At 46.6% G+C, this 23733-nt stretch carries 23 protein-coding genes; 19 read left to right on the top strand and 4 right to left on the bottom strand.

Features of this window, described 5'->3' with window-relative positions; genetic code table 11:
• The first annotated feature begins 85 nt into the window (after positions 1-85).
• The 8 genes from L8G48_RS12410 (at position 86) to L8G48_RS12375 (ending at position 9042) form a co-directional block, all read left to right on the top strand.
• On the top strand, positions 86-2602 hold the full coding sequence (locus L8G48_RS12410; protein WP_248264933.1) for an efflux RND transporter permease subunit: 2517 nt from the start codon (positions 86-88) through the stop codon (positions 2600-2602).
• Entirely contained in the window at positions 2599-3399 is an 801-nt protein-coding gene (locus L8G48_RS12405; protein ID WP_248264932.1) for an outer membrane lipoprotein-sorting protein, read from the top strand. Before L8G48_RS12410 ends, L8G48_RS12405 begins: the two co-directional genes overlap by 4 nt.
• A 2-nt stretch (positions 3400-3401) precedes the next feature.
• Complete coding sequence (locus L8G48_RS12400) at positions 3402-4607, top strand: hypothetical protein (RefSeq protein WP_248264931.1); 1206 nt, start codon at positions 3402-3404, stop codon at positions 4605-4607.
• Positions 4608-4631: 24 nt separating this feature from the next.
• The gene (locus L8G48_RS12395; RefSeq protein WP_248264930.1) at positions 4632-4850 is read left to right on the top strand and encodes a YgaP family membrane protein; all 219 of its coding nucleotides are present in this window, start codon (positions 4632-4634) and stop codon (positions 4848-4850) included.
• Between the two features lie 7 nt (positions 4851-4857).
• Complete coding sequence (locus L8G48_RS12390; RefSeq protein ID WP_248264929.1) at positions 4858-5172, top strand: ArsR/SmtB family transcription factor; 315 nt, start codon at positions 4858-4860, stop codon at positions 5170-5172.
• Positions 5173-5281: 109 nt separating this feature from the next.
• On the top strand, positions 5282-7384 hold the full coding sequence (locus L8G48_RS12385; protein WP_248264928.1) for a TonB-dependent receptor plug domain-containing protein: 2103 nt from the start codon (positions 5282-5284) through the stop codon (positions 7382-7384).
• A 34-nt stretch (positions 7385-7418) separates the two neighbouring features.
• A complete protein-coding gene (locus tag L8G48_RS12380; protein ID WP_248264927.1) occupies positions 7419-8525 on the top strand; it encodes an ATP-binding protein in 1107 nt (368 codons plus the stop codon).
• Positions 8518-9042, top strand: a complete 525-nt coding sequence (locus tag L8G48_RS12375) for a response regulator transcription factor (protein WP_248264926.1) — start codon at positions 8518-8520, stop codon at positions 9040-9042. Before L8G48_RS12380 ends, L8G48_RS12375 begins: the two co-directional genes overlap by 8 nt.
• A gap of 36 nt (positions 9043-9078) precedes the next feature.
• On the opposite strand, the gene L8G48_RS12370 is transcribed toward L8G48_RS12375, so the two are convergent.
• The 3 genes from L8G48_RS12370 to L8G48_RS12360 all read right to left on the bottom strand — a co-directional run bounded on the left by L8G48_RS12370 (position 9079) and on the right by L8G48_RS12360 (position 13279).
• A complete protein-coding gene (locus L8G48_RS12370) occupies positions 9079-9777 on the bottom strand; it encodes an OmpW/AlkL family protein (RefSeq protein WP_248264925.1) in 699 nt (232 codons plus the stop codon).
• 73 nt (positions 9778-9850) lie between these two features.
• Positions 9851-10567 (bottom strand): YebC/PmpR family DNA-binding transcriptional regulator, encoded by a 717-nt coding sequence (locus tag L8G48_RS12365; RefSeq protein ID WP_248264924.1) that lies wholly within the window; start codon positions 10565-10567, stop codon positions 9851-9853.
• 180 nt (positions 10568-10747) lie between these two features.
• Positions 10748-13279, bottom strand: a complete 2532-nt coding sequence (locus tag L8G48_RS12360; protein WP_248264923.1) for a S8 family serine peptidase — start codon at positions 13277-13279, stop codon at positions 10748-10750.
• Between the two features lie 313 nt (positions 13280-13592).
• Between L8G48_RS12360 and L8G48_RS12355 the strand changes: the two genes are divergently transcribed.
• Genes L8G48_RS12355 through L8G48_RS12335 form a run of 5 tightly spaced genes read left to right on the top strand, consistent with a single transcriptional unit; the run spans position 13593 to position 17122 of the window.
• Positions 13593-14003, top strand: coding sequence for a curlin subunit CsgB (locus L8G48_RS12355; RefSeq protein ID WP_248264922.1), 411 nt, complete (start codon positions 13593-13595; stop codon positions 14001-14003).
• A 23-nt stretch (positions 14004-14026) separates the two neighbouring features.
• Positions 14027-15514 (top strand): hypothetical protein, encoded by a 1488-nt coding sequence (locus L8G48_RS12350; RefSeq protein WP_248264921.1) that lies wholly within the window; start codon positions 14027-14029, stop codon positions 15512-15514.
• Positions 15515-15572: 58 nt separating this feature from the next.
• Positions 15573-15950, top strand: coding sequence for a curli production assembly/transport protein CsgE (locus tag L8G48_RS12345; protein ID WP_248264920.1), 378 nt, complete (start codon positions 15573-15575; stop codon positions 15948-15950).
• A gap of 13 nt (positions 15951-15963) precedes the next feature.
• The gene (locus L8G48_RS12340; RefSeq protein WP_248264919.1) at positions 15964-16350 is read left to right on the top strand and encodes a curli assembly protein CsgF; all 387 of its coding nucleotides are present in this window, start codon (positions 15964-15966) and stop codon (positions 16348-16350) included.
• Positions 16351-16360: 10 nt separating this feature from the next.
• Positions 16361-17122 carry a CsgG/HfaB family protein gene (locus L8G48_RS12335; protein WP_248264918.1) on the top strand — a complete coding sequence of 254 codons (762 nt, stop codon included), beginning with the start codon at positions 16361-16363 and terminating at the stop codon, positions 17120-17122.
• Positions 17123-17142: 20 nt separating this feature from the next.
• On the opposite strand, the gene L8G48_RS12330 is transcribed toward L8G48_RS12335, so the two are convergent.
• A complete protein-coding gene (locus L8G48_RS12330; RefSeq protein ID WP_248264917.1) occupies positions 17143-17790 on the bottom strand; it encodes a response regulator transcription factor in 648 nt (215 codons plus the stop codon).
• A 338-nt stretch (positions 17791-18128) separates the two neighbouring features.
• Here L8G48_RS12330 and sufB point away from each other — a divergent pair, with 338 nt between their 5' ends.
• The 6 genes from sufB to sufT are packed head-to-tail and all read left to right on the top strand — an operon-like array spanning position 18129 to position 23709.
• Positions 18129-19565 carry a Fe-S cluster assembly protein SufB gene (sufB, locus tag L8G48_RS12325; RefSeq protein ID WP_248264916.1) on the top strand — a complete coding sequence of 479 codons (1437 nt, stop codon included), beginning with the start codon at positions 18129-18131 and terminating at the stop codon, positions 19563-19565.
• Positions 19566-19568: 3 nt separating this feature from the next.
• Positions 19569-20327: a Fe-S cluster assembly ATPase SufC gene (gene sufC, locus L8G48_RS12320; protein WP_248264915.1), complete on the top strand. Its 759-nt coding sequence runs from the start codon at positions 19569-19571 to the stop codon at positions 20325-20327.
• Positions 20324-21574, top strand: a complete 1251-nt coding sequence (gene sufD / locus L8G48_RS12315; RefSeq protein WP_248264914.1) for a Fe-S cluster assembly protein SufD — start codon at positions 20324-20326, stop codon at positions 21572-21574. The genes sufC and sufD overlap by 4 nt, the downstream gene beginning before the upstream one ends.
• On the top strand, positions 21571-22788 hold the full coding sequence (locus L8G48_RS12310; RefSeq protein WP_248264913.1) for an aminotransferase class V-fold PLP-dependent enzyme: 1218 nt from the start codon (positions 21571-21573) through the stop codon (positions 22786-22788). The genes sufD and L8G48_RS12310 overlap by 4 nt, the downstream gene beginning before the upstream one ends.
• A gap of 16 nt (positions 22789-22804) precedes the next feature.
• Positions 22805-23161 (top strand): HesB/IscA family protein, encoded by a 357-nt coding sequence (locus L8G48_RS12305; protein ID WP_248264912.1) that lies wholly within the window; start codon positions 22805-22807, stop codon positions 23159-23161.
• Positions 23162-23175: 14 nt separating this feature from the next.
• Complete coding sequence (gene sufT / locus L8G48_RS12300; RefSeq protein ID WP_248264911.1) at positions 23176-23709, top strand: putative Fe-S cluster assembly protein SufT; 534 nt, start codon at positions 23176-23178, stop codon at positions 23707-23709.
• Positions 23710-23733 lie beyond the last annotated feature (24 nt).

The following is a 23733-nucleotide window of genomic DNA, read 5'->3' as shown; positions in this document are numbered from 1 at the left end:
TTAGTTTTTTAACCAAAATAGATGACAAAATGAAAAAGATCGACTATATTTCGTATTTATCTAAATTAGAAAGTACAGAATCAGCATGACCGATGTCATTATGAAACTGGCGACAGGGTACCGCAGAAGCGTGTTTTGGTTATTGACACTGATCACTCTCGGCGTCGCTGCCTTTATCCCCTCTATTACCATTGATACCGATCCGGAGAACATGTTGCCGGATAATAATCCTCAGCGCGTTTTCCATAATGAGGTCAAAGAAACTTTTGCCATGCACGACATGATTGTCGTTGGTGTGGTAAACGAAAATACTGTCTACAACAAAAAGACCTTGACTGACCTTCATACGGTGTCTAATTACGCTGAATCTATGGACGGTGTTATCAGCGATGACCTGATGTCACTGGCGAACGTCGACAATATAACTCAACAAGGCCCGGGCACCATCCGCTTTGAGTGGATGATGAAACAGCCGCCGGAAAATGACGCAGAAGCACAATCTATCCAACAACAGGTGCAAAACTTGCCTTTGTTGTACAACACCATTGTTTCCGGTGACGGCAAAGCCGCCGCCATTTATGTACCGATTAAAAGCAAAGACGAAAGTTATGCACTGGCGGAGCAACTGCGTGGAAAAATCAGCACGTTAGATGGCAAAGACGACTGGCATATCACGGGTCTGCCGGTTGCTGAAGACCAGTTCGGCTATGAAATGTTTGTGCAAATGGGGATTTCGGCGCCGTTAGCGGCAGCGGTCATTTTTGCCTTGCTTTGGTTCTTCTTCCGCAACCTGCGCTTTATCAGCGCCGCCATGATAGTCGCTATGGCGACCGTACTAATTACCATGGGCGCGTTAATTGCCCTTGGTTTCACGGTACACATTATGTCGTCAATGATTGCCATTTTCCTGATGCCCATTGCGGTAGTCGATTCGGTTCATATTATGTCTGAGTTTTCGGACCGCTACCGTGAGAAAGGCAACGCGCAGGACACCATTAAAGACGTACTGGGCCATCTGTTTAAGCCCATGCTGTTCACTTCAATAACCTCAGCCATTGGCTTTTATTCGTTAATGCTGACGCCTATTCCTCCGGTACAGGTGTTTGGTGCTTTTGTGGGTTCAGGTATTCTTTTGGCGTTTCTCATTACGGTAATTTTTGTGCCGGCCTATGTTTGTGCATTGAAACCATCAACTTTGGAAGGCTTTGCGCAAGCGACCCATGAAGAGCACAAGGACGGCTGGTTACAGAAAGTAGGTGCCCGGGCAGGCCGCCATGCCAAGCTTTGGATCGCGTTCTTCCTGGCTGTTCTGGCTTTTTCCTGGTTCGGCATTCAGCAAATCAACATTAACGACAACCCCGTACGCTGGTTTAAGCCTGACCACCAAGTACGAATTGCTGACCGGGTGTTGAATGAGCACTTTGCGGGTACTTATAACGCTTACCTTGTCTTTGAAAACACGCTGGATGCAACGGAAAAAGCTCGCTCTGCCGTTCGCAGCACATTGAATAACGATTCGCTGTCAGAAACCTCACGGGACACGCTGAAGAGTTTGCTCGAAAAAGAAGAGGTTAACTTTAATCAATGGATTATTGCCATTGATGACCTGCTCTTTAGTGTTGATTCCGACCAGCTGGCGCCGCTGGAAGGCTTAATGACAGAGCTTGAGCAGCTTAATACCGCCAGCAAGGCCTTCCAAAGCCCTGAACTACTGGCCTACATGAGCGAGATGCAAGCGCACTTGCAAACCACCGATTTAGTGGGCAAGTCAAACAGCCTGTCTGACGTGGTCAAAACCGTTAACCGCGAGCTGCGTTCAGGTGAAGAGCAAGACTATGAGCTGCCCGATAACGCCAACGGCGTTGCACAAACCTTGTTGCAATACCAGTCGTCGCATCGTCCGCAGGACCTCTGGCACTTTGTGACACCGGACTATAAACGCAGCCTAATATGGCTGCAGTTAACCAGTGGTGACAACCAGCACGTAACCAAGATTGTAAACGCCGTTGACAACTACATTCAGGGCAACCCTTTACCAGATAACATTGAAATGAACTGGGCCGGTAAAGCTTATCTGAACGTGGTATGGCAGAAAGCCATGGTCGAAGGCATGCTCGACAGTTTAGTCAGCGCCTTTATTGTGGTGTTTATTATGATGGTGCTGCTGTTCCGTTCGGTGGTGTTTGGAGTGCTGGCCATGTTGCCGCTCAGCCTGACCATTGCCTTTATTTACGGGCTAATTGGCTGGGTGGGTAAAGACTACGACATGCCTATTGCCGTTCTGTCATCGCTGACACTTGGCCTGTCGGTGGACTTTGCTATTCACTTTATTGAACGCACACGCGCCACTTTCAGACAAACCGGAAACTGGCAGGACACACTGGTGGTTATGTTTGATGAACCCGCGCGTGCCATTTCCCGCAATGCCATAGTCATTGCTATTGGCTTTACGCCACTGCTGTTCGCCCCTTTAGTGCCTTACATTACGGTCGGTGTGTTCTTAGCCAGCATTATGGCGATATCGGCCATAGTGACACTTATTATGCTCCCGGCGGTAATGACTGCATTTAGCCGCCTCATATTCCGTGGAGGTCAATCATGAAAACCCTATTTTTAACCGCTTTATTTGGCGCATTTTTATTGCTTAGCGGCCATACCGTTGGCGCTGAGAAAAACGCCCGAGACATTGTCGAACAAGCCGAGTTGAATGCCTATTACTCGGGTGACGATGGCCGCAGCGCGGCGCGTATGATCATCACCGACAACCAGGGCCGCGAGCAATTACGCCAATTTACCATTTTGCGTAAAGACCAGGAGGACGGCGGCGTTCAGGACATGATGGTGTTTTTCTCTCGCCCGGCCGACGTGCGTAATACGGTTTTTCGTGTTGTTAAGCAGCAGAACAAAGATGACGACCGCTGGCTCTATCTGCCCGACCTGGATTTGGTGAAACGCATATCGGCCGGTGACAAACGCACTTCTTTTGTTGGTTCACATTTTTTCTATGAAGACGTTTCCGGGCGCGATACCTCTTTAGACAGCTATGAAGTTCTGTCGGAGGACGACAAAAAGTACGTGTTAAAAGGCACACCGAAAGACTCTGACAACGTTCAGTTCAGTTACTACGAAGTGGTGATTGATAAAGAATACATGCTGCCCGTTGAAAGCACGTTTTATAACGACAGCGGTGAAGCCTACCGCAAAATAGAGGTGCTTGAAATTGAGACGGTTCAGGGGTTTCCGACAGTAACCCACTCGCGCATATCCGACTTAGCCAATGGCGGAAAAACCGAAATGCAGTTCCGTTTTATGAAGTACAACCTTGGTTTACCGGACAGTATTTTCAGCGAACGCAGCTTGCGTAATCCGCCTGCAGAATGGTTAAAGCTGAGAGATTAATTATGCGATACAGTAAATCTATCATCTTTACCGCCCTTTTAAGTCTGGCTCTAAGTGCTGCCGCACAGGACTCCTGGGACGATGAACAATGGGAAGGTGGCTGGGGTACGGAACAAGAGCAAGGCATTGATGTCTATGGTTATGTTGAGGCGGCAATAGGCGGACGGCTCGAATCCTCCCCCTATCACAAGCGTTTGTCTATTGCCGAGCCTCGACTTCAACTCGGTTTTGACGAACGCTGGCAGGACATAACCTGGACAGCAAAAGCCGACGGTTGGTATGACGGTTTTGATGAAACCTGGCACGGCCAGATTCGTGAGCTGAATGCCCAGTTCACCGTATTTGAAAATACCGACATTAAGGTCGGTCGTCAGGTACTCACCTGGGGCACCGGCGACTACTTATTTCTGAACGACCTGTTCCCTAAAGACTGGCAGTCCTTCTTTGTTGGGCGAGATCAGGAGTATTTAAAAGCACCTTCAGACGCATTAAGGGTGACCAGCTATTTCGACGGGTTTAATATCGACTTTGTCTGGAGTCCCGAATTTGACCACGATAATTACGTTCGTGGTGAGCGCATTTCTTACTTTAATCCATTTTCTGGCCAATTAACCGGTGACGACCCTTCCGTTGAATTTATTGAACCGACTCGAGACGAATATGCGCTGCGCCTGTTCCGTAATCACAATGGCGTGGAATACGCCGTCTATGGTTACGACGGTTTCACTAAAAGCCCGGAGGCGGTCACCGAAAACTTTCAGCCGACTTTTGGTCGCTTAACGGTGGTTGGTGCCTCTGTTCGAATGACCCTGGGACCCGGATTAGTGAACACCGAAGTGGCTAATTACAACCGTCATAACGCAGCCGATCACTGGCGCGCCTTAGTGGGGTACCAGCAGGAACTATGGACGCGCTTTACCGGCGGCTTCCAGGCTTATATTGAAAAAGGCGATGCGCAGACCCGCACTGTTCTCACCACACGCTTAACCTGGCGCGATGAACGTGACGACCTGAACCTGTCGCTGTTTGCCTTTGTATCGCCGAATCAAAACGACGGCTACTTGCGCCCGACATTTGATTACCGTATTGACGATTACTGGTCGTTCAGCGGTGGTTTTAACTTATTTTTCCGCGAACGCCCAGAGACCTTTTTTGGCCAGTTCACTGAAAATAATAACGCGTACCTGCGTATGCGGTACGCCTTTTAAGGTAAGAAACTGAGGAGTTTTAGAATGAGCGTAGAAAGAGCTTTAACCGCATTTGCTGGCTTTATGGTATTATTGTCGGTAGCTTTGACTTACTGGGTTCACCCCAACTGGGTATGGCTGACCGTATTTGTTGGCGCCAACTTATTTCAACAATCTTTCACGGTTTTTTGTCCGGCAAGCATGTTTATGAAAAAAGCATTAGGGCTAAAAACTGAGCGAGAGTTAGAAAAAGCAGGAAAATAAAGACACCATGAGTGCAGCTGAATCACAAGAGATGCTTCAGGAAGAAGCGCAGAAAGCGGCAAGCTTTCTGCGCTCTTTGGGCAACCCTCATCGTTTACAAATTTTATGCCGTTTGGCTTTAGGTGAGCAAAGTGTCGGCGAACTTCATCAGTTTTTTGACTTAAGCCCGTCAGCTTTTTCGCAACACCTTGCGGTACTGCGTCAGCAGCAATTAGTCCGCATTCGTAAAGAAGCTCAAACCGTATATTATTCCATAAAAGACCCGGATACCGAAGCTTTTATGATGTTACTGAAAGATAAGTTCTGTCCTTCCATAGAATAGGTCGTTTAGCTATGGTGTGACAATCTGTCGCATCGTAATGGTAACCACTGCTTCTTAAAATGAGCACACAACACGCGAGTTTTATTCTAAGCATAAGGATACCGTGCAGATGTCACTAAACCTGAGTTCGACTTTTCCTTTGTCTGTTATCGCCGTTACGTTAATTAGCCTCACCTCTCCCGTGGCCGCTAAAGAACCGCTAAAAATAGATGAGATTATTCAGATAAAAACAACAAAAACGAACTCACAATTAGGCGATACCAGCCAGATTTTGCGTGAGCAAGGTGTCGATTTTTCCGCTGCCGGAGGCGTTTCCGCCCAGCCCATTCTTAACGGCATGATGGGTGACCGGGTAAAAGTCAGTATTGACGGAGCTGAACCTACCGCATCCTGTGCCAATCAGATGAACCCGCCGCTGTCATACATTTCTGCCAGCCAGGTTGAAACCAGTCAGGTTATTGCGGGCATCAGCCCGGTTCGAATGGGGGGGGATAATATCGCCGGTGTTATTCACGTTGACCAAATTAACCCGGAATTCAGCGACCAACAGCCGCTTTCCTGGAGCCAGGGCTATTTGGCTGCAGAGTATCAGTCCAATGCCTCACGCTGGCTGACCAGTGCTGGTGCGGAGTGGTCCAGCCGCACGCTAAATATTAAATATCAGGGCGCTTATGAGGACGCCGAAAGCTATGATGATGGCAATAGTAAACGGGTACTGGACACCTTATACCGGGCCCAAAACCACACATTGATTGGTGCCTGGAAAAGTGCCCGGCAACAGTTGTCTTTAAAAATCAGTCATCAGGATATTCCGTTCCAGGGTTTCGCCAATCAATACATGGATATGACAAAGAATCGCAGTACCGGTATCACCGCACGCTATCAAAGTAAGCTTAACAATAACGGTGAGTTTCAGGCGCAGTTAAACTGGCAAGGCGTGGAACACGAAATGGGATTTTTTACGCCAGAAAAAACCGGCATGATGCCAATGGTGACAGACGCCGAGGATTTCAGTTACAAACTGGCGTGGCAATGGCCGGTTTTAAACGGAGGTACGTTTTACGCTGGTCAGGAAACCCTGTTTTATCAACTGGATGACTATTGGCCGGCACTGGAAGCATCAGCCATGATGGGACCTGACGATTATGTAAACATCAATGATGGTGAACGCCGGAGAATAGCCGCATACACTGAGCTTGACTGGCAACTCGCCCAACAGTGGCAATTCAGTTCAGGTATTCGTTTAGAGCAGGTCCATACCGATACCGGTGAAGTGCAGCCATACAACCGTATGCCAATGATGGGTATGCCAAACGCCGATGCAGCAGCCGCTGATAACTTTAATGCGTCTGATCGCAGCCAGTCAGACTGGCTTATCGATGCTACATTTACCTCGGTTTACACCATAAATGCCGAACAATCATTAGAACTTGGAATTGCCAGAAAAAATCGCGCTCCTAACCTTTATGAACGTTACAGCTGGGGCCGCGGAATTATGGCAACCACTATGATTGGCTGGTTTGGCGACGCGAATGGTTACGTCGGTGATCCGGACTTAAAACCGGAAACCGCCCATACCCTGAGCGCCAGCTACGAATACAGCAGCAATAATAATTGGCAAGTTAGTGTAAGCCCTTACTACACTAAAATTTCCGATGCTATCGATGCCGACGTCATCGGTCAGTTTAATCGCGCCGAAGTGCCTGCCGGACAACGCAATATTATGCAGATAGTCAATGAGGACGCCGACTTAATTGGCATTGATGTGAATGCTCAGAAAGTCTGGAATACATCGGTTTTTTTAGGGCAATTAGATCTGCAAGGGCGTGTCAGCTACACGCGCGGCGAACGTGACTCAGATAATCAGCCGCTTTATCAAATAAAACCTTTGAACAGTCAACTGATACTGAGCCAGGAAAATGGAAACTGGCTCCAAAGCTTAAGCTGGGAATGGGTGGATGAAAAAGACCGCGTTGATCCTCGTCGCCTGGAGAATGAAACCGACAGCTATCATTTAGTTAACTGGCAGGGACAATATAGCTGGTCACAGTTAACATTGTCGCTGGCTGTCACTAACCTGTTCGATACCTTCTACCGTCAGCCTCTGGGCGGTGTCAGTATCGCTCAATATAAACAAACACCAGAGCAAGGGTTTAACAATATTCCTGGAGCCGGACGCTCAGTTAACTTTGGTATTCGCTACTCATTTTAATTAAGCTAAGAACAAACTCGAACCGGAAACTCTTATGCTTTTAATTCTTGCGATGGCACTGGCACGCCATCGCCGCTTCCCCCATTCAGTTATCTTTGCTTTTTTACTGGCTGAGATACTGTTACTAAATGGCATTATCGCGGTTAACGGTGCCGCCAGTAATCCGTTTAACGCCGTTTTACTGGTCCCGGTTATACTGGCATTTATGTGGCTTCCGCGCATTCCGGCATTATTTGTATGGCTCTTAAGTGTTAGCGTGCAATTGGCTCAGCTTATTCCGTTTTCAGCACTGGACAACGCGCATGGCGGTATGAGTGACCATTTCGAGTCAATGATCATTAGTTTTATAATAACCAGTGCTATTATAGCCATTGTAACCTTGTACTTTAAATACCAGTTATCTCAGCGAGAGGCTGCTATTCAGCAGCTCAGAGAACGGCAGTTAAGAAATGAACAACTGTTAGCGATAGGAACAGCTGCCGCTCAACTGACTCATGAGGTTGCAACACCGGTTCAGTCCGCTCAATTGTTGTTAGAAGAAGGTATTGAGCAATTGCCTGCAACACCGGAGTGGTTGTTGTCACTACAGGAACAATTTAACCGGGTGCATAATAAGCTTACCGATTGGCGTTTAATTGCTGAAGATATCCGCACCCAACGCTCACATCATTTTAAACCAGTAAAACTCTGGTCAGAAATAAAGTATTTAATGTCGATAGCACGACCAGAAACAAAAATTGACTGGCATAAGTCAAATCTTGATGACTCCGGTGAACTGATCGCTGATCGAACATTATTGCCGGCATTGACCAGTATTATTGTTAACGCCTGCGACGCGGCAGCAGAAACGCCTGCCCCCAAGGTATCGGTCAGTACCCAATGGGTCAATAAGCAATGGCAAATCAAAATTAAGAATACAAGCCTCCCTCTTAATGAGCAGACAATGAAAGAACTGGGACAACGTTTAATGCCGAGCCCTGAAGGACATGGTATTGGTGCTGCTGTCAGCAATGCCACCATTGAAAAGTTTAATGGCAAAGTGAGTTGGTTCTGGGAGTCTGAGTGCCTGGCCACCCTAGTAACATTACCTGGTTCTCAAACAGAACAAGAACCGGGAAGTCGAGCCGAAACTTATGAATGACACGGTCTTTTTGATTGACGACGACGCCTCTTTTTTAAGCGTCATGAAGCGACGCCTGGAGCTAAAAGGTCATTACAAAGTTCATGCCTTCACCTCAGGCTCAGAAGCTCTGAAGTCAGAACTTGAGCATAATATTCACGCGATAATTCTCGATATGATGTTAGTAACCGAGTCTGGACTGGACGCGATAGAGCCACTAAAAGCTCGCTTTGCGCCAACACATTTTATGATGTTAACCGGCTACGCCAGTATAGCGACAACCGTTGAAGCAATGAGGCGTGGCGCAACCGATTACATGAGTAAGCCTGTTAGCCTCGGTGAGTTATTACTACGCTTACAGGGTAACCATCCTCCCGCATCAGAAACCACTAAACCCATGACACCCAGTCAAATTGAATGGGAACATATTCAACGAATACTTACGGATAACCGGGGGAATATTTCTAAGACGGCAAGAGAACTGGGAATGCACCGGCGTACGTTACAACGGAAATTGGCAAAACGTTCACCGTATTAAGAAAACGCCGCTCAGTAATTGAGCGGCGTACAGCGTTTAGAAGTTATAGCGAACACCCGCCATAGCAACGTAAGGGTCTATATCAACATCAACACTCTCAATGGTATTACCGTTTACACGAACATCGCCCGTGGTATCGATACCCATACGGCTGACCATAAAGTGCAGCCCCCAGTTGTCACTCAGCTCTACATTCATACCCGCTTGCAGAGCATAGCCCCAGCTGTTTTTTAGCGCTAAAGAAACATCGTCGCTGTCAGTAACAACACCTAAATCGCCCAGGGTTGAGCGTAACTGCGGGTCAACCTGCTCATCAAAGAATGCCGTATAATTAACACCGATACCGATAAACGGTTTAAACATGTCATTGTTCAAATCAAAGTGATACTGAGCCAGCAAGGTAGGCGGTAGATGCTTGGTTTTACCAATTTTCAATCCGGCCAGCGAACCTGTTGCGGTAATATCATGACTGAAAGGTGTTGATGCAATCAACTCTGCCGTCCAGTTGTTTGTTAACGCATAATCAAAAGTTAAGCCCAATTGCGTATTGGTGTTAACGCCGACACCCGTCGAGTTTTCAGGCAAACCCGCCACTGTCTCAACAACATTAAGGCTGCTGCTGCTGTCATCAGGCATAACTGAGATAGCACCAACGTTAATTGAAAAATCATTTGCTAAAGCAGAAGTGCTTAGCAAACCTAACAATACACCACAAGACAATGCTTTAAGCTTCATGGGTAACTCCTTGTTAATGAATACTTATAAAGTTTAAAGGGTTTATTGATTTTCTGGCTTGATCTGCATCAATCTATTGTTCCGCATTATGGTAAATATTTTGAACGTCATCGAGATCGTTCAGCATATCTATTAAACGCTCAAACATTGGCTGGTCATCTTCGCTGATAGTGGTCGTTATCTGTGGCAGGAATTGAATTTCATCAGCCTCAAAATCAACTTCAGGGAAAGCGCCGGTCAGTGCCTGACGAGCTGCAGCATATTCTGTATGAGGTGCAAATACGGTAACCCGATCATCTTCGAATTCGACGTCGGTAACATCAACATCAGCTTCCATCATGGCTTCCAGCACTTCGTCTTCACTGTCATGCTTGAAGGCAAAAATGGCACAATGGTCAAATGAATGCGCAACACTACCCTGAGCGCCAATTTTTGACTTACTTTTGGTAAACGCGTTGCGTACGTCGCCAAAGGTGCGGTTTGGGTTATCGGTTAAACAGTCAACAATGACCATACAGTTGCCCGGTCCGTAACCTTCATAACGTGCCGGAGAAAAGTCCTCGCCGGCGCCACCTTGCGCCTTGTCTATCGCTTTTTCTATAACGTGAGCAGGCACCTGATCTTTTTTTGCTCGGTCTATCATACCGCGCAACGCCAAGTTACCGTCAGGGTCCGTACCACCCTGCTTGGCGCAAACATAAATTTCACGGCCATAACGGCTATAAACTTTGCTCTTTGCATTGGCCGTTTTAGCCATAGACTCTTTTCGGTTTTGATAGGCGCGACCCATTCTGAATTTCTCACTGGTTAATTAAAGACTTGAAGATTTTACACAGGCAGCAGGTAGTGGTCGAGTATTTACAGACTTTGAGTCTGTGCTTTCACTACAGGTGATATTGATAGCGGATAAAAAATAGGAGCCGCGAGAGCCCCTATTGTAATACGGATAAAATTATTTAACTCCGCGTTATTAAAAACTAACGGTTACTGAGCCACAAGCTTCTGTGCCCGCTTCACAAAGTTCGTAAACGACATCACTACCATCTGACTCAAAACGATCACGAGCGCGGCCTCGATTCGATAGTGTTTCAACAAACTCACCGTTACGATACAAGTCTACGTCACCGGCAGCGCCTGACCACCGCAAATCAACCAAAGCAGTTCCGCTGCGCAGTAAACGTGAACGGTAAACGTCAAGCTCGATATCAGTCAGGCTAACCGTCACAGACTGGGTCACAGAGTCTGATAACTCAGTCGCATCAGTCACTGTTAGAGCAACGTCGTAAGTGCCTTCTTGAGAGTAAGCATACACGGGGTTTGCTTCAGTCGAAGTACTACCGTCACCAAACTCCCAGAAATAGCCCTCAATATCACCGTCGCTGTCTGTTGATGTATTGGTAAAGCTTACGGTTAAATCAGCAGCATCAGCTTCAAAGCTGGCAACCGGTGTATCAGGTAAACCGTCATCTTCCTCAACAGCTGTCAGAGTCAATGACCAGTGGTTCAACACACCTGTATCTGCACCAGCGTTATCTGATACATTCAACGTCCAGTCACCCGTCATATCTTCACCATTAAAGCTATCCAGCGACCAGCTCTGTATCAAATCAGCTTCGCTGCTGCCAGTACGGTCATGCAACACATGCTCAGTACCTTCAGGTGAGGTTAAAGTAACGATTAAATCACCACGCCATGTGTGAGTAATATCAACACTGACATCAGCACCGAATACCACACCAGTTTCAGGAACATTGATTACGCGACTAATACCGTTGCCGTCGTCATCCGGGATATCAACACCGGCAGTGTCATCGTAGTAGAAATCAGATAACCCCTGTGGTAGAACATAGACTGTTGCACTGACGTCACGGGTAATTTCACCAGTTTCTGCGTCGGTACCATTAATCGTTACAGCGTATTCGCCCCAAGCTGTTTCTTCAGTTGTTATCACTTGTACATCAACCGACTCACCATTTCGTGCCTGGCCTGAAGATAACGAAACATCAAGCTGAGGTTCAGAGGAAACGTCTAAATCAACAGTACCTGACCATTCAGCAATACTACCCACATCAAGCGTCATCGTCGCATTATCACCTGCAACAATTTCTTGAGATACCGGAGAAAGCGTTAAGCGATAAGCTGGGTCCGGGTCTGCTGCTTCCAATGCACTCAATGCATTCAAGCGTTTACCAGACACTGTCTTCCCGGCTAAGGCTGAGTTACTCTCGCCTGAATCCATCAGAATCTGCTTAACCTCAGCAACCGTCAAGTGAGGAGCAATGGACCACACTAAACCTGCAACACCAGCGACATGAGGACTTGCCATGGAGGTACCGGAGGCCGTTGCATAGCCACCATTAAGGTAAGTTGACAAAATTTCAGTACCCGGTGCACCTAAATCAACAGAAACAGCACCATAAGTTGAAGAAGCAGCCATAGCATCGGTACGCGTGGTATTAGCAACGTTAACAATGCCATCCAAGTCGTAACCTCCTGGGTAACTTGCTGTAACGTCAGAGTCGATTCCGTCGTTACCCGCCGCAGAAACAAACATGATCCCTGCATCGGTACTGTCAGCGATAGCTGTTTTAAGCGACTCAGAGTAAGCACCTCCGCCCCAGGAGTTGTTCGTCGCGACCAAGTTAACACCGTGATTAACCTTCAGGTTGGTCATGTAATCGATACATTCAATGGCTGTCGCAGTACTGCCTGTTCCATCCGCACCTAAAAACTGACAGCCAATAATCTCGACATCCCAGTTAACCCCAGTGACACCTTCACCGTTATTTGCACTTGCACCAATAGTACCCGCGACATGAGTACCGTGACCGTTGCCATCCATTGGGTCGCCGTTTGAGTTGACTGCCGAATAACCGTAGCAGTCATCAATAACACCGTTACCATCGTCGTCTTGTCCATTGCCGCAGACTTCGCCTGGGTTAAGCCACATGTTGCCGGCTAAATCCGGGTGCGTGTAGTCCACACCGGTGTCAATAACACCGATGACGATGCTTGAATCACCCGTGGTGATGTCCCACGCTGGACGCGCGTCGATATCGACTCCGGGTGTGCCGCCGTTTTGTCCGGTGTTCTCCAAAGCCCACATGTCGCTAAAGGCTGGATCATCCGGCGTTGCCAGAATATTAAAGTCCGAGCGTTTATTGTCATTAATTGAAATAATGTAGTTCGGCTCTGCCACATCAACCAAAGGATGGTTTGAAAGTCGCTTAATTAACGCATCACGCTGCTTTGCATTACGCACATTTACTTTAGCAATACGCCCATCAGCAATATGGCGCATTGCGATATCCCGGCCTCGATCGTCGAGAGCTCGCAAAGCACCACCAGCATTATTTATTAAGTCCTGGCGCTGCTCTTTTGTTGCAGAGGCTTTAAAAACCACCAGCAGTGAGTCGTCGTCAGCGCTTTGTCCATTTGCAGCTGCTGTTCCTGCCGCAAGTGCCATGGATACACCAACAAATAATTTTTTCAAATTCGTCATTCTTCCTTCCTCATTATTGTTGTAGGAATATGTTTCAAGTGTGCGTACTACTCATCTCGTCACTAAAATTATATCTAGCATATTTTTCACAAGAAATTATTCTAAAAGTTAACAATTTGCGGTTCTGGCATTTAAATACGAAAAAGGAACTACTACACTTGGGTGGGATCAACAGAAAATAAACATTAACTTCATGTTTAATAAAAACATTATTATTCAAAAACGATTTTAAAAATACATCATTCATACGATTGCCCGCGTCAAGGTAATCGTTATCCTTGTTAGCGGAATTATTAACAAAAGGTGTTCCGCTTTGACTTTTTTCAAACAACTTTTAACAGCAACAGTGGTGATGTTGGTTTCTCTTCCGGGAGCAGCTAACGATATCCCTATTGCTCTAGCAGGGTTACTGGAGCGGCAGTCCCTTGCAAACCATGCAGAAATTGCTCAACTAGGGTCGTATAACCTCACTTCTATCGCTCAGGTAGGCGAGCAAAACTATGTATACCTCGCTCAGTACGGGTTGGAAAACACCCTGACTGTCGAACAGCAAGGGTTAAATAATTCTGTCACTGCAGAGCAATCAGGACGCAGTAATTCAGCGACTATTCTCCAAGTTGGGCAAAGCAATGTTATTCAGCTTCAACAACTTGGGGATGGCAACTCAATAACCATTCAGCAAGCAGGTGCTGCCGCTGAAATGTCCATAACGCAGTTCAAATAAGAACAAATCATTGGAGAACAATTATGTCTAATACAATCATTAAAAAAAGTGCTATTGCTTTAGCTTTAGGTTTGGCATTTTCAGGTTACGCAAATGCAGATACACACATGGCCGTTATAAACCAAGATTCCTCAGATGCGGTTGAACTTGGCAACGATATGTACGTTGAGCAAGGCGGATTTTTAAATTGGGCGTATGCTGATCAATACGGTGAAGGAAACGAGACCTCATTGTTACAACTTGACGACTTTCAAGAAGCGTATACTTACGTCACAGGCGACTTCAACACGGTCGAAGGTGAGCAGTCTGGCTTCTGGAATATCTTCGACTCCGAGGTTACTGGTGATGACAACCTGTTAACCAGCCTACAAGAAGGCGACTTTAACGCATCTGCTGTTTTTCTGAGCGGTAATGGTAACGCTGCCTTTGTAGAGCAAGCAGGAGCTGGAAACGAAGGTGCTATTGAGCTCACTGGTGACTACAATATTGCCGATATTATACAACTCGGCGACTCTAACTGGGCCAACTTCCAAATTGAAGGTAATGACAACGCCTTTAGAGCTGACCAATCGGGTGCTTCAAACGAAGCCGGTTACTTCAATGCAACCGGCAACTTAAACTCATTCGAAGCTTTTCAAGAAGGTGACACCAATGTCGGCGGTGTTATTGGCGCTAATGGTGACTTGAATGACGTTTACGTAGAGCAGACGGGTTCACTGAACACTTTCATTGCACAGTCACTATCTGGTGATGAAAATTATATCGACATTTATCAAGATGGCTCAGCTAACGAGTTCCTGATTCAACCGGTTCAGGGTGACGTTAACGAAATCGCTGTGCAGCAGGAAGGTAATGCTAATATCGTAGAAGCGCCTACGGGCATGGTTGGTAACTACAATACGGTTGATGCGCATCAAGAAGGTGATAACAACTATGCAGTATTTGCAACGGAAGGTGATGACCACATCATTGATATAGACCAGGATGGAAACAACAATATTGCTAGTGCAGAGTCTTCTGGCGAATACAACGACATTCGTATTTCCAGTCGTGGTGATGACAACTCTAACGGTGTTGCATTAATTGGCGCAGATAACGAAGCTGACAGCAAACAAATTGGCGATGCTAATACAACAGAAATTGTCATTGCCGGCGATGATAATGACCTTTATGCGCGCCAACACGGAGACAGCAACACGTTGCTAGCATATTCTTACGATGCAGGCACCACCTCTGGTAACGAGCTAAAGTCAGAGCAAACTGGAGACATCAACTTAATCGATACCATTATCGGTGGTAATGATAACCTTATCTCATTTGTTCAAGAAGGTAATAACAACGTTATCGCCGGTGACGAAGGTTCGTTTATTGTAGGCGGTAATAGTGGTAGCGTTGACGTTGAACAAATTGGTAACAATAATACGGTGACAGGTGGACAGCTTAGCGATAGCAACACTATGAGTGTTTATCAGCAAGGCGACTACAACGTAGCAACCGTTGTTCAATACTAATTAAGTATTAAACTCCAAGATAGAGCGGCTGCTATTGGCGGCCGCTTTTTAGGCTCTTATGTTAAAGAAACTTATTTTTGCTCTTATTCTAATGACTCCTTTCAGCCAAGCTGACGAAATTGAGCTTGGTGGCGTTGTTCTGGACAGAACAATATCGCGTTTCGGCAAAGACTTTTTCTTTTATTACACCAGCTACTGGCGAGACATTCCTTCAACTAACGGAATTACAGTTGTTGTCAATGAGCGCGTTTACCCACAGGCGGGAACCTATTTATGGGTAGAAATGGAACAGGAAAAGGTGTTCGAAACCTATTTCGGACGACGCCAGAATGACGTAAAAAAACTGGCTGAAAAGGCCATCCTTATCAGTATTAATCAAGTCGCTCGTATTAAAGCAGACTCGGTCTTCGATTCGCCGGAACATAATAAATTCTAAAAAGGCGCTAAATATGAAAAAACTTTTTATTACCACTCTGGCTTTATTGCTCTTTTCCACATTGGTTAGTGCTACAGAGATTGTATACCAGCCGATAAATCCAAGTTTCGGCGGAAATCCAATGAACGGCAACTTTTTATTACAAAAAGCGCAGAACCAAAATGCTCATACCGCTCCCAATGAAGGCAGATCTTTTGTTGATCGTTTCAGGGATGCGTTAGAGCGGAACATAATTAACTCCCTTACTCGCCGTATTGCTGATGGCGAAATCGTAGAAGGGCTTTATGACACCGGTGAATACACTGTTGAAGTTATTGGTCAGCCGGATGGCAGCGTCCTGGTGTATATAACTCATAACGAAACCGGTGAACAAACCGTCATCACAATGCCCGCGATTTAAGAGAAAGACTATGAATATTCGTATTATTACTTTAATGGCTCTATCGCTGGCAACGTCCGGTTGCGCGATGATGCCAAAACCAACAGACTTGAACATCACTCCAGCCGAAATTGATGCACCAAGCTCGATGATGAAAACCCTTCAGGAACAACCCGTTCCGAAAAGCCGCATTCCGGTTTCAATTTATGCATTTCGTGATCAAACCGGTCAGTATAAGCCTCAAGCGAATGTTTCAAGCTTTTCGACCGCAGTCACCCAAGGTGCAACATCAATGCTGACACAAATGTTGCTTGAGTCTGGTTGGTTTTTGCCAATGGAGCGTGAAAACCTGCAAAACTTGCTAACTGAACGGAAAATCCATAATTCAAGTAAAGATTCAGATCTGCCTCCGCTGCGTGAAGCAAGGCTATTACTAGAAGGCGGCATTATCAGCTACGACACCAACGTAAGCACCGGTGGTATTGGCGCCGAATATTTTGGTATTGGTGCGTCGGAGCTCTACCGTGAAGACCAGGTATCTGTCTATTTACGCGCTGTCGACGTCTATACCGGTCAGGTTTTAATCTCTGTATCGGCAAGCAAAAAAGTCTTTTCTCAAGAATTGCGTGCCGGCTTATTTCGCTATGTGTCGTTAAACCGCTTAGCTGAGTTTGAAGGTGGTTATTCTACTAACGAGCCTGTGCAACTCTCAGTAAAACAGGCAATGGAAAAAGCTCTACAGGAACTGATAGAGAAGGGGCAGATACAAGGATTTTGGCGGGCAGAAAGCTAACTTCTGTTTCCATATTTTACTCAGCCGGATGTCGCGTAACTCGACCACTTTAAAAGCTCAACCCGGTTACGCGCTCCGGTCTTTCTAAAAATTGAGGATAAGTGCGTTTTTACTGTATGAGCACTAATATTTAACTGCTCTGCAATTTCTTTATTCCGCGCACCGGTCGCTACCAATTCGATAATTTTTAATTCTTGAGGGGTAAGCGAATTGACTTGCGATGTGGTGGTAAATGAATCTTCATCAGCGTGACGCCGCAGCATCATTTCTTCAATTTTATTGGAAAGAAGTGACCTTGGGTAATAAAGTTCTCCCTGACTGATAACCTTGATAGCTGTTAACACTCGATCCAAATGATCGTTTTCATAAACTATACCTCTAGCACCCAGATTTAATGCCTGGTTTGGACGAATATCATCTCTTCTGGCATTGACTAAAAATAATGGATAGTTTTTGGTGAGTGCCGCAATTTCATTTGTTGTATTTGAACGGGAAAGTTGTTCAGAGCCCAAAGAGTAAGCCACCATAGTTTCCTGCTCAGGCTGATTTTCGATAAGCTCAATGAAGGTACGATGGACAACCGAAATTTCTAAGGACTCAGCAAGCAACCCCAAGTTCTGCGTACGCTTTTGATGTTCAATTAAAGCTAACTGAGTAAAACGCGCCATAACATCCCTTAAATTTAAAAAACTTACTCCATATTATAATTACAAGGAGATATAACAATAAGTGAAGCCATCCATAATACATGACTAATTTTTATTTCATAAAGTTTTGCACTTTATAACATGTTACAAAATGTAACAAGCGCTCTATCTGAAATAACTGCAATGACAAACGGCCACACTATGTGGTCCCGTTGACAACAGTCGGAATAAGGGACAAAAAAACTGTAATCCCGTATAATGTTGGTCGGCAGATAAAGTTGAGTGTTTTAGTCAAGTATTTTATACTAGTCACAGTATCGGGCGAAATTCCCATCCGCAGCTTTTAAAGTGGGTAAATCATGAGTGAACAAATTGATCAGGCGCTTGCGCGCAAATACGATGCAGGCTTCGTTTCAGAAATAGAGTCAGAAACTTTTCCAATTGGCTTGGATGAAGACGTTATTGCTCGTCTATCCGCCATCAAGGGCGAACCTGAATGGATGCTCGAATGGCGTCTAAAGGCTTATCGTACTTGGTTAAAAATGGATGAGCCGGACTGGGCACACGTTGATTATCCCAAAGTTGATTACCAGTCTATTTCCTATTACTCCGCGCCCAAGAGCATGAGTGATAAACCTCAGTCATTAGAAGAGGTAGATCCCGAGCTACTACGCACCTATGAAAAGTTGGGTATTCCTCTGCATGAACAAGAAATGCTGGCCGGTGTAGCCGTTGATGCCGTCTTTGATTCAGTTTCCGTGGTAACGACCTTCCGCGAGAAACTCGAGGAAGCCGGTGTCATATTCTGCCCGATTTCTGAAGCCCTTCATAAATACCCTGAGTTAGTAAAAAAATACTTAGGTACGGTAGTTCCCCGTGGCGATAACTTCTTTGCCGCACTAAACAGCGCAGTCTTTACTGATGGTTCCTTTGTTTATATTCCTAAGGGTGTTCGCTGCCCTATGGAGCTCTCTACGTATTTTCGTATTAATGAACAAAACACCGGTCAGTTTGAACGTACACTGATAGTTGCCGAGGAAGGCAGTCACGTCAGTTATCTGGAAGGCTGTACTGCACCGCAACGCGATGAAAACCAATTGCACGCAGCGGTAGTCGAGCTGGTCGCACTGGACGATGCTGAAATCAAATACTCTACGGTGCAAAACTGGTACCCGGGCGATGAAGACGGCAAAGGTGGTATCTACAACTTTGTAACCAAGCGTGGGCTTTGTGAAAAGAACGCTAAAATTTCCTGGACTCAGGTAGAAACCGGTTCAGCGGTCACCTGGAAGTACCCAAGCTGTATTCTAAAAGGCGACAACAGCGTCGGCGAATTCTATTCCGTAGCATTAACCCGCGGCAGACAACAAGCCGACACCGGCACCAAAATGATTCACTTAGGTAAAAATACCAAGTCGACCATCATTTCCAAAGGTATCTCCGCCGGACGCAGTGACAATGCATACCGAGGGCTGGTCCGTATGGGGCCTGGCGCTGAAGGCGCACGAAACTTTACCGAATGTGATTCGCTGCTTATTGGCGACCAGTGCGGTGCACACACATTCCCGTATATTGAAAGCAGCAATCCAACCGCGATTGTTGAGCACGAAGCCACCACCTCTAAGGTGAGTGACGATCAATTATTCTTATGTCGGCAACGAGGCCTGGACCCTGAAAAAGCAGTCTCAATGATTGTCAATGGCTTCTGTAAAGAAGTATTCCGCGAGCTGCCAATGGAGTTTGCGGTGGAAGCCGGTAAGTTGCTTGAAATCAGTCTTGAAGGTTCAGTGGGGTAAACAATGCTATCTATTAACGACCTACACGCACGTGTAGAAGACACAACAATTTTGAAAGGCCTGGATCTGGAAATAAAACCCGGCGAAGTGCACGCCATTATGGGACCTAATGGTGCTGGCAAAAGTACTTTAGGTTACGTTTTATCGGGTCGCGACGGCTACGAAGTTGAAAGCGGCAGCGTTGAAATGAACGGTAAAGACTTACTGGACATGGAAGTAGAAGAGCGCGCACAGGCAGGTATATTTCTGGCTTTCCAGTACCCGGTCGAAATTCCCGGCGTGAGCAATATGGAATTCATGAAGGAATCCGTGAATGCCATACGTGAAGCTCGTGGCGAAAACGCGCTAAGCTCTGCAGAATTTTTGAAGAAAGCCAAAGATGCCTGTAAACAAGTTGAATTACCGTTAGATTTCTTAAAACGTGGTGTCAATGAAGGCTTTTCCGGCGGTGAGAAAAAGCGTAACGAAATTATGCAGTTGATCATGCTGGAACCTAAACTGGCCATACTTGATGAGTCCGATTCCGGTCTGGACGTCGATGCGTTACAAGTTGTTGCAAAAGGCGTAAATAGCCAACGTGACGGCGAGCGCAGCTTCATTGTCGTTACCCACTATCAGCGCCTGCTGGATTACATTCAGCCGGACTATGTGCATATTATTTCAAACGGCAAAATTGTGAAAAGCGGCGGCCCTGAACTGGCTAAAGAAGTCGAAGCGTCAGGTTATGCCTGGTTAGCTGAAGCAGAAGGAGTGGATGCATGAGCCAATGGTTAAACCACGTTTTAGAGCGTGCCTCGACCGTTGACGATTGGCTATCTCCGGTCCGGGCACAAGCCTTGGACACTTTAAAACAGCAGCAATGGCCTACCCGCCGTACTGAAGCCTGGCGCTATACGTCATTGCATCCGGTCGCTGACTTAGAACTCAAGGCAGCCAGCGTTAATGCTACCGCTGAAGCCCCTTTAATTGAGGGATTGAATAGTCTGGATCTGGTCTTTGTCGATGGGCAGCTCAACACCGACATCAGTCAGCTTAAGCTGCCTGAAGGTGTCACTATTAGTGAGCTTTCAGCGCCCAGCCAAACCGCAGAAGCGCTGTTTGCACAAGTAAAACCCAGCCGCCATCTGTTTGGTCTGGTTAACGACGTGCTGGCGCAGCAAGGTGTTGTTATTGATATTGCAGCCGGTGCTAAAGTTGAGCAGCCCATTCGTATCGTTAACTTTGCCTCGGCAGGTATCGAGTCGCATCAGCGTACCCTGGTACGTGTTGGCGAAAACGCACAGGCAACCATTATCGAGCATGGCAGCGGCTCAGGTAACAGTCTGAACACAGCGTTTGCCGAGTACGACATTGCGGAAAAAGCACGTCTGGAGCATTACCGTTTTGCTTTGCACGAAGGCGAAGCCATTCATATTGGCGGCAGCCACTTTAAATTGCATGATCACGCTAAACTCAACAGTACCTTAATAGGTTATGGCAGCCAGCTAACTCGCCTGGACGTGGATATTGAACACGCTGGTGAGCATGCGTTTGCTAAGTTTAATAATGTGTATTTACTGGCACCGCGTCAGCACTTTGATTTACACAGCACTATTGAACACGCATCCCCCAACGGTACTACCGAGGAAAACGCTCGTGGCATTATTGGTGACCGGGCAAAAGCGGTATTTAACGGGCGTATTCATATTCATCGTCATGCGCAGAAAACGCTGGCTGAATTGAACAACCGCAATTTGTTATTGACTCGCGGCGCACAAATCAATACCAAACCAGAACTTGAGATATACGCGGATGACGTTCAATGCGCACACGGGGCAACCGTTGCTGAGATTGATGAAGACGCCTTGTATTACATGCTGACCCGCGGCATAGATAAGCAGCAGGCACTGGTGATGCTGAACTTTGGTTTTGTTCAGGAAATGGTCTCCCAGATGCCTAACAAAGCGTTGGCAGACTGGTTACAGCCTATTTTGAAAACTCGCTTTGAAAGTATGATGGAGCAGCAATGAACCTGAACGTTGCACAAATACGTGAGCAGTTTCCCATACTGCATCGCGAAGTTAATGGTAAACCGTTAGTTTATCTGGATAACGCTGCCACCACGCAAAAGCCACAAGCGGTCATCGATGCGCTGACGGATTACTATACTCAATGCAACGCCAACGTTCATCGAGGCGCTCATTATCTTTCCGATGAAGCAACCCGTCGTTATGAAGCGGCACGTAAAACAGTGGCTGACTACATACATGCTAACCGTCAGGAAGAAGTTATCTGGACCAGCGGTACAACCGAAGGCATTAACCGGGTCGCCAATGGCGTTGCCCAGCGACTAAAAGCCGGTGATGAAGTGCTGGTTACTGAGATGGAGCATCATGCTAACCTGGTAACCTGGCAACAGGCATGCAAGCGCTCTGGCGCGAGCCTAAAAGTTGTCCCCATAAACGAAGACGGTTCACTGAATATCGAACAGTTTCATTCTCTTTTAAGTGACAACACGGTTTTCGTTTCTATGCCGCATATTTCTAATGCGCTTGGCACCATTAACCCTGTTAAAGAGCTCACTGCAGCAGCCAAGGCCAAAGATGCATTGGTCATGATTGACGGTGCACAGGGCGTTGCGCACGGTGCTATTGATGTGCAGGACATTGGCTGTGATTTCTATGCTTTTTCCGGACACAAGCTATTTGGACCGACCGGTATTGGAGTACTCTGGGGCAGCTACGAAGTATTGCAAGACTGGCCGGTCTGGCTAGTCGGTGGTGAAATGATTGCCACCGTCAGTTATCAGGACGCCACCTGGGGTGAGTTACCGAACCGCCTGGAGGCTGGCACTCCCAATATTGCCGGCGCTATTGGTTTAGCTGCGGCAATTGATTGGTTACAACAATTTGATGCCGCCGATATTTTAGCGCACGAGCAAGCCTTGCTGGCCAAAGCAACCAAGCTGGCTGAACAAACCGACGGATTAACCATTGTTGGTCACGCCGACAATAAAATTGGCGTGCTAAGCTTTATTTTAGACGGTGCCCACCCCGCCGATATTGGTTTTTTGCTGGATAAACAAGGTATTGCCATTCGTACCGGCGACCATTGCGCCCAACCATTAATGAAACGCCTGAAGGTTCCGGGGACTGCGCGCGCGTCGTTTACCATTTACAATACATTAGACGAGGTTGATAAGCTGTTCGAAGGCATCAACAAAGCTCGTCTAATGCTAGCCTGATGGCAGGAGGAGACTCATGTCTGTAGAAACATTTGTACCATCATCGTCGTTAATTTCGATGACAGAAAGCGCCATACACTATTTTGAAACGCGCTTAAAAGATCAGCCGGGCAAATTTATTCGCCTGTCAACTAAGCAGAGCGGTTGCACCGGTTATGCCTATGTACTCGATTCAGTCGACGCGTTGGAAGACGCTGATGAAGTGGTGGACATTAACGATAACCTGAAAGTTGCTATTGCCTCTAATGCGCTGGAACTGGTGCGTAATACGGAAATCGATTACGTAAAAGAAGGCATTAACGGTATCGTTAAATTTAATAACCCCAATGTTGTCAATGAGTGTGGTTGCGGCGAAAGCTTCAACGTGCAGTAACGGAAGTTTAATCTATGCAGCAGAAAATGGTGTCCACCACCCGAGAGGTTAAAGCGCGTCGCGTGCCAACGGGTGAGCCCCAAGTTATTTCTAAAGGCGAGTTTGTGACTATTACTCAGGATTTAGGCGGTAACTATACCGTCACCTTTCAGGGGAACATGCTGCGCATAGATGGTACGGACGCGGATGCCATTGGTCGTAAGCCAGAGAAACTCGACTTCGAACCACCGGCCAACGGAAAAGTTTCGGAAGAACAAATCTGGGAAGCCTTAGAAACCGTATTCGACCCGGAAATTCCGATTAACCTGGTATCGCTGGGGCTTATCTACAAAGTTGTCGTTGATGAAGACTCTGGCACCGTTACAATTGATATGACGCTTACCGCGCCAGGCTGCGGCATGGGTCCGGTTTTAGTTGGTGATGTTGAATACCGCGTGTCATTGGTTCCGCACGTTAAAACCGTGAACGTTGATTTGGTTTTTGACCCACCCTGGTCGCGCGATATGATGAGCGAAGAAGCTCAACTTGAAGCCGGTGTCTTCTTTTAACATAAGTGACTCTTTTAACTTGTA

The sequence above is a fragment of the Idiomarina aminovorans genome (assembly GCF_023155095.1).
Classification (GTDB): Bacteria; Pseudomonadota; Gammaproteobacteria; order Enterobacterales; family Alteromonadaceae; genus Idiomarina; species Idiomarina aminovorans.
Note: the sequence above shows the minus strand (reverse complement) of the source record. Positions and strands in the feature narration are given on the sequence as shown.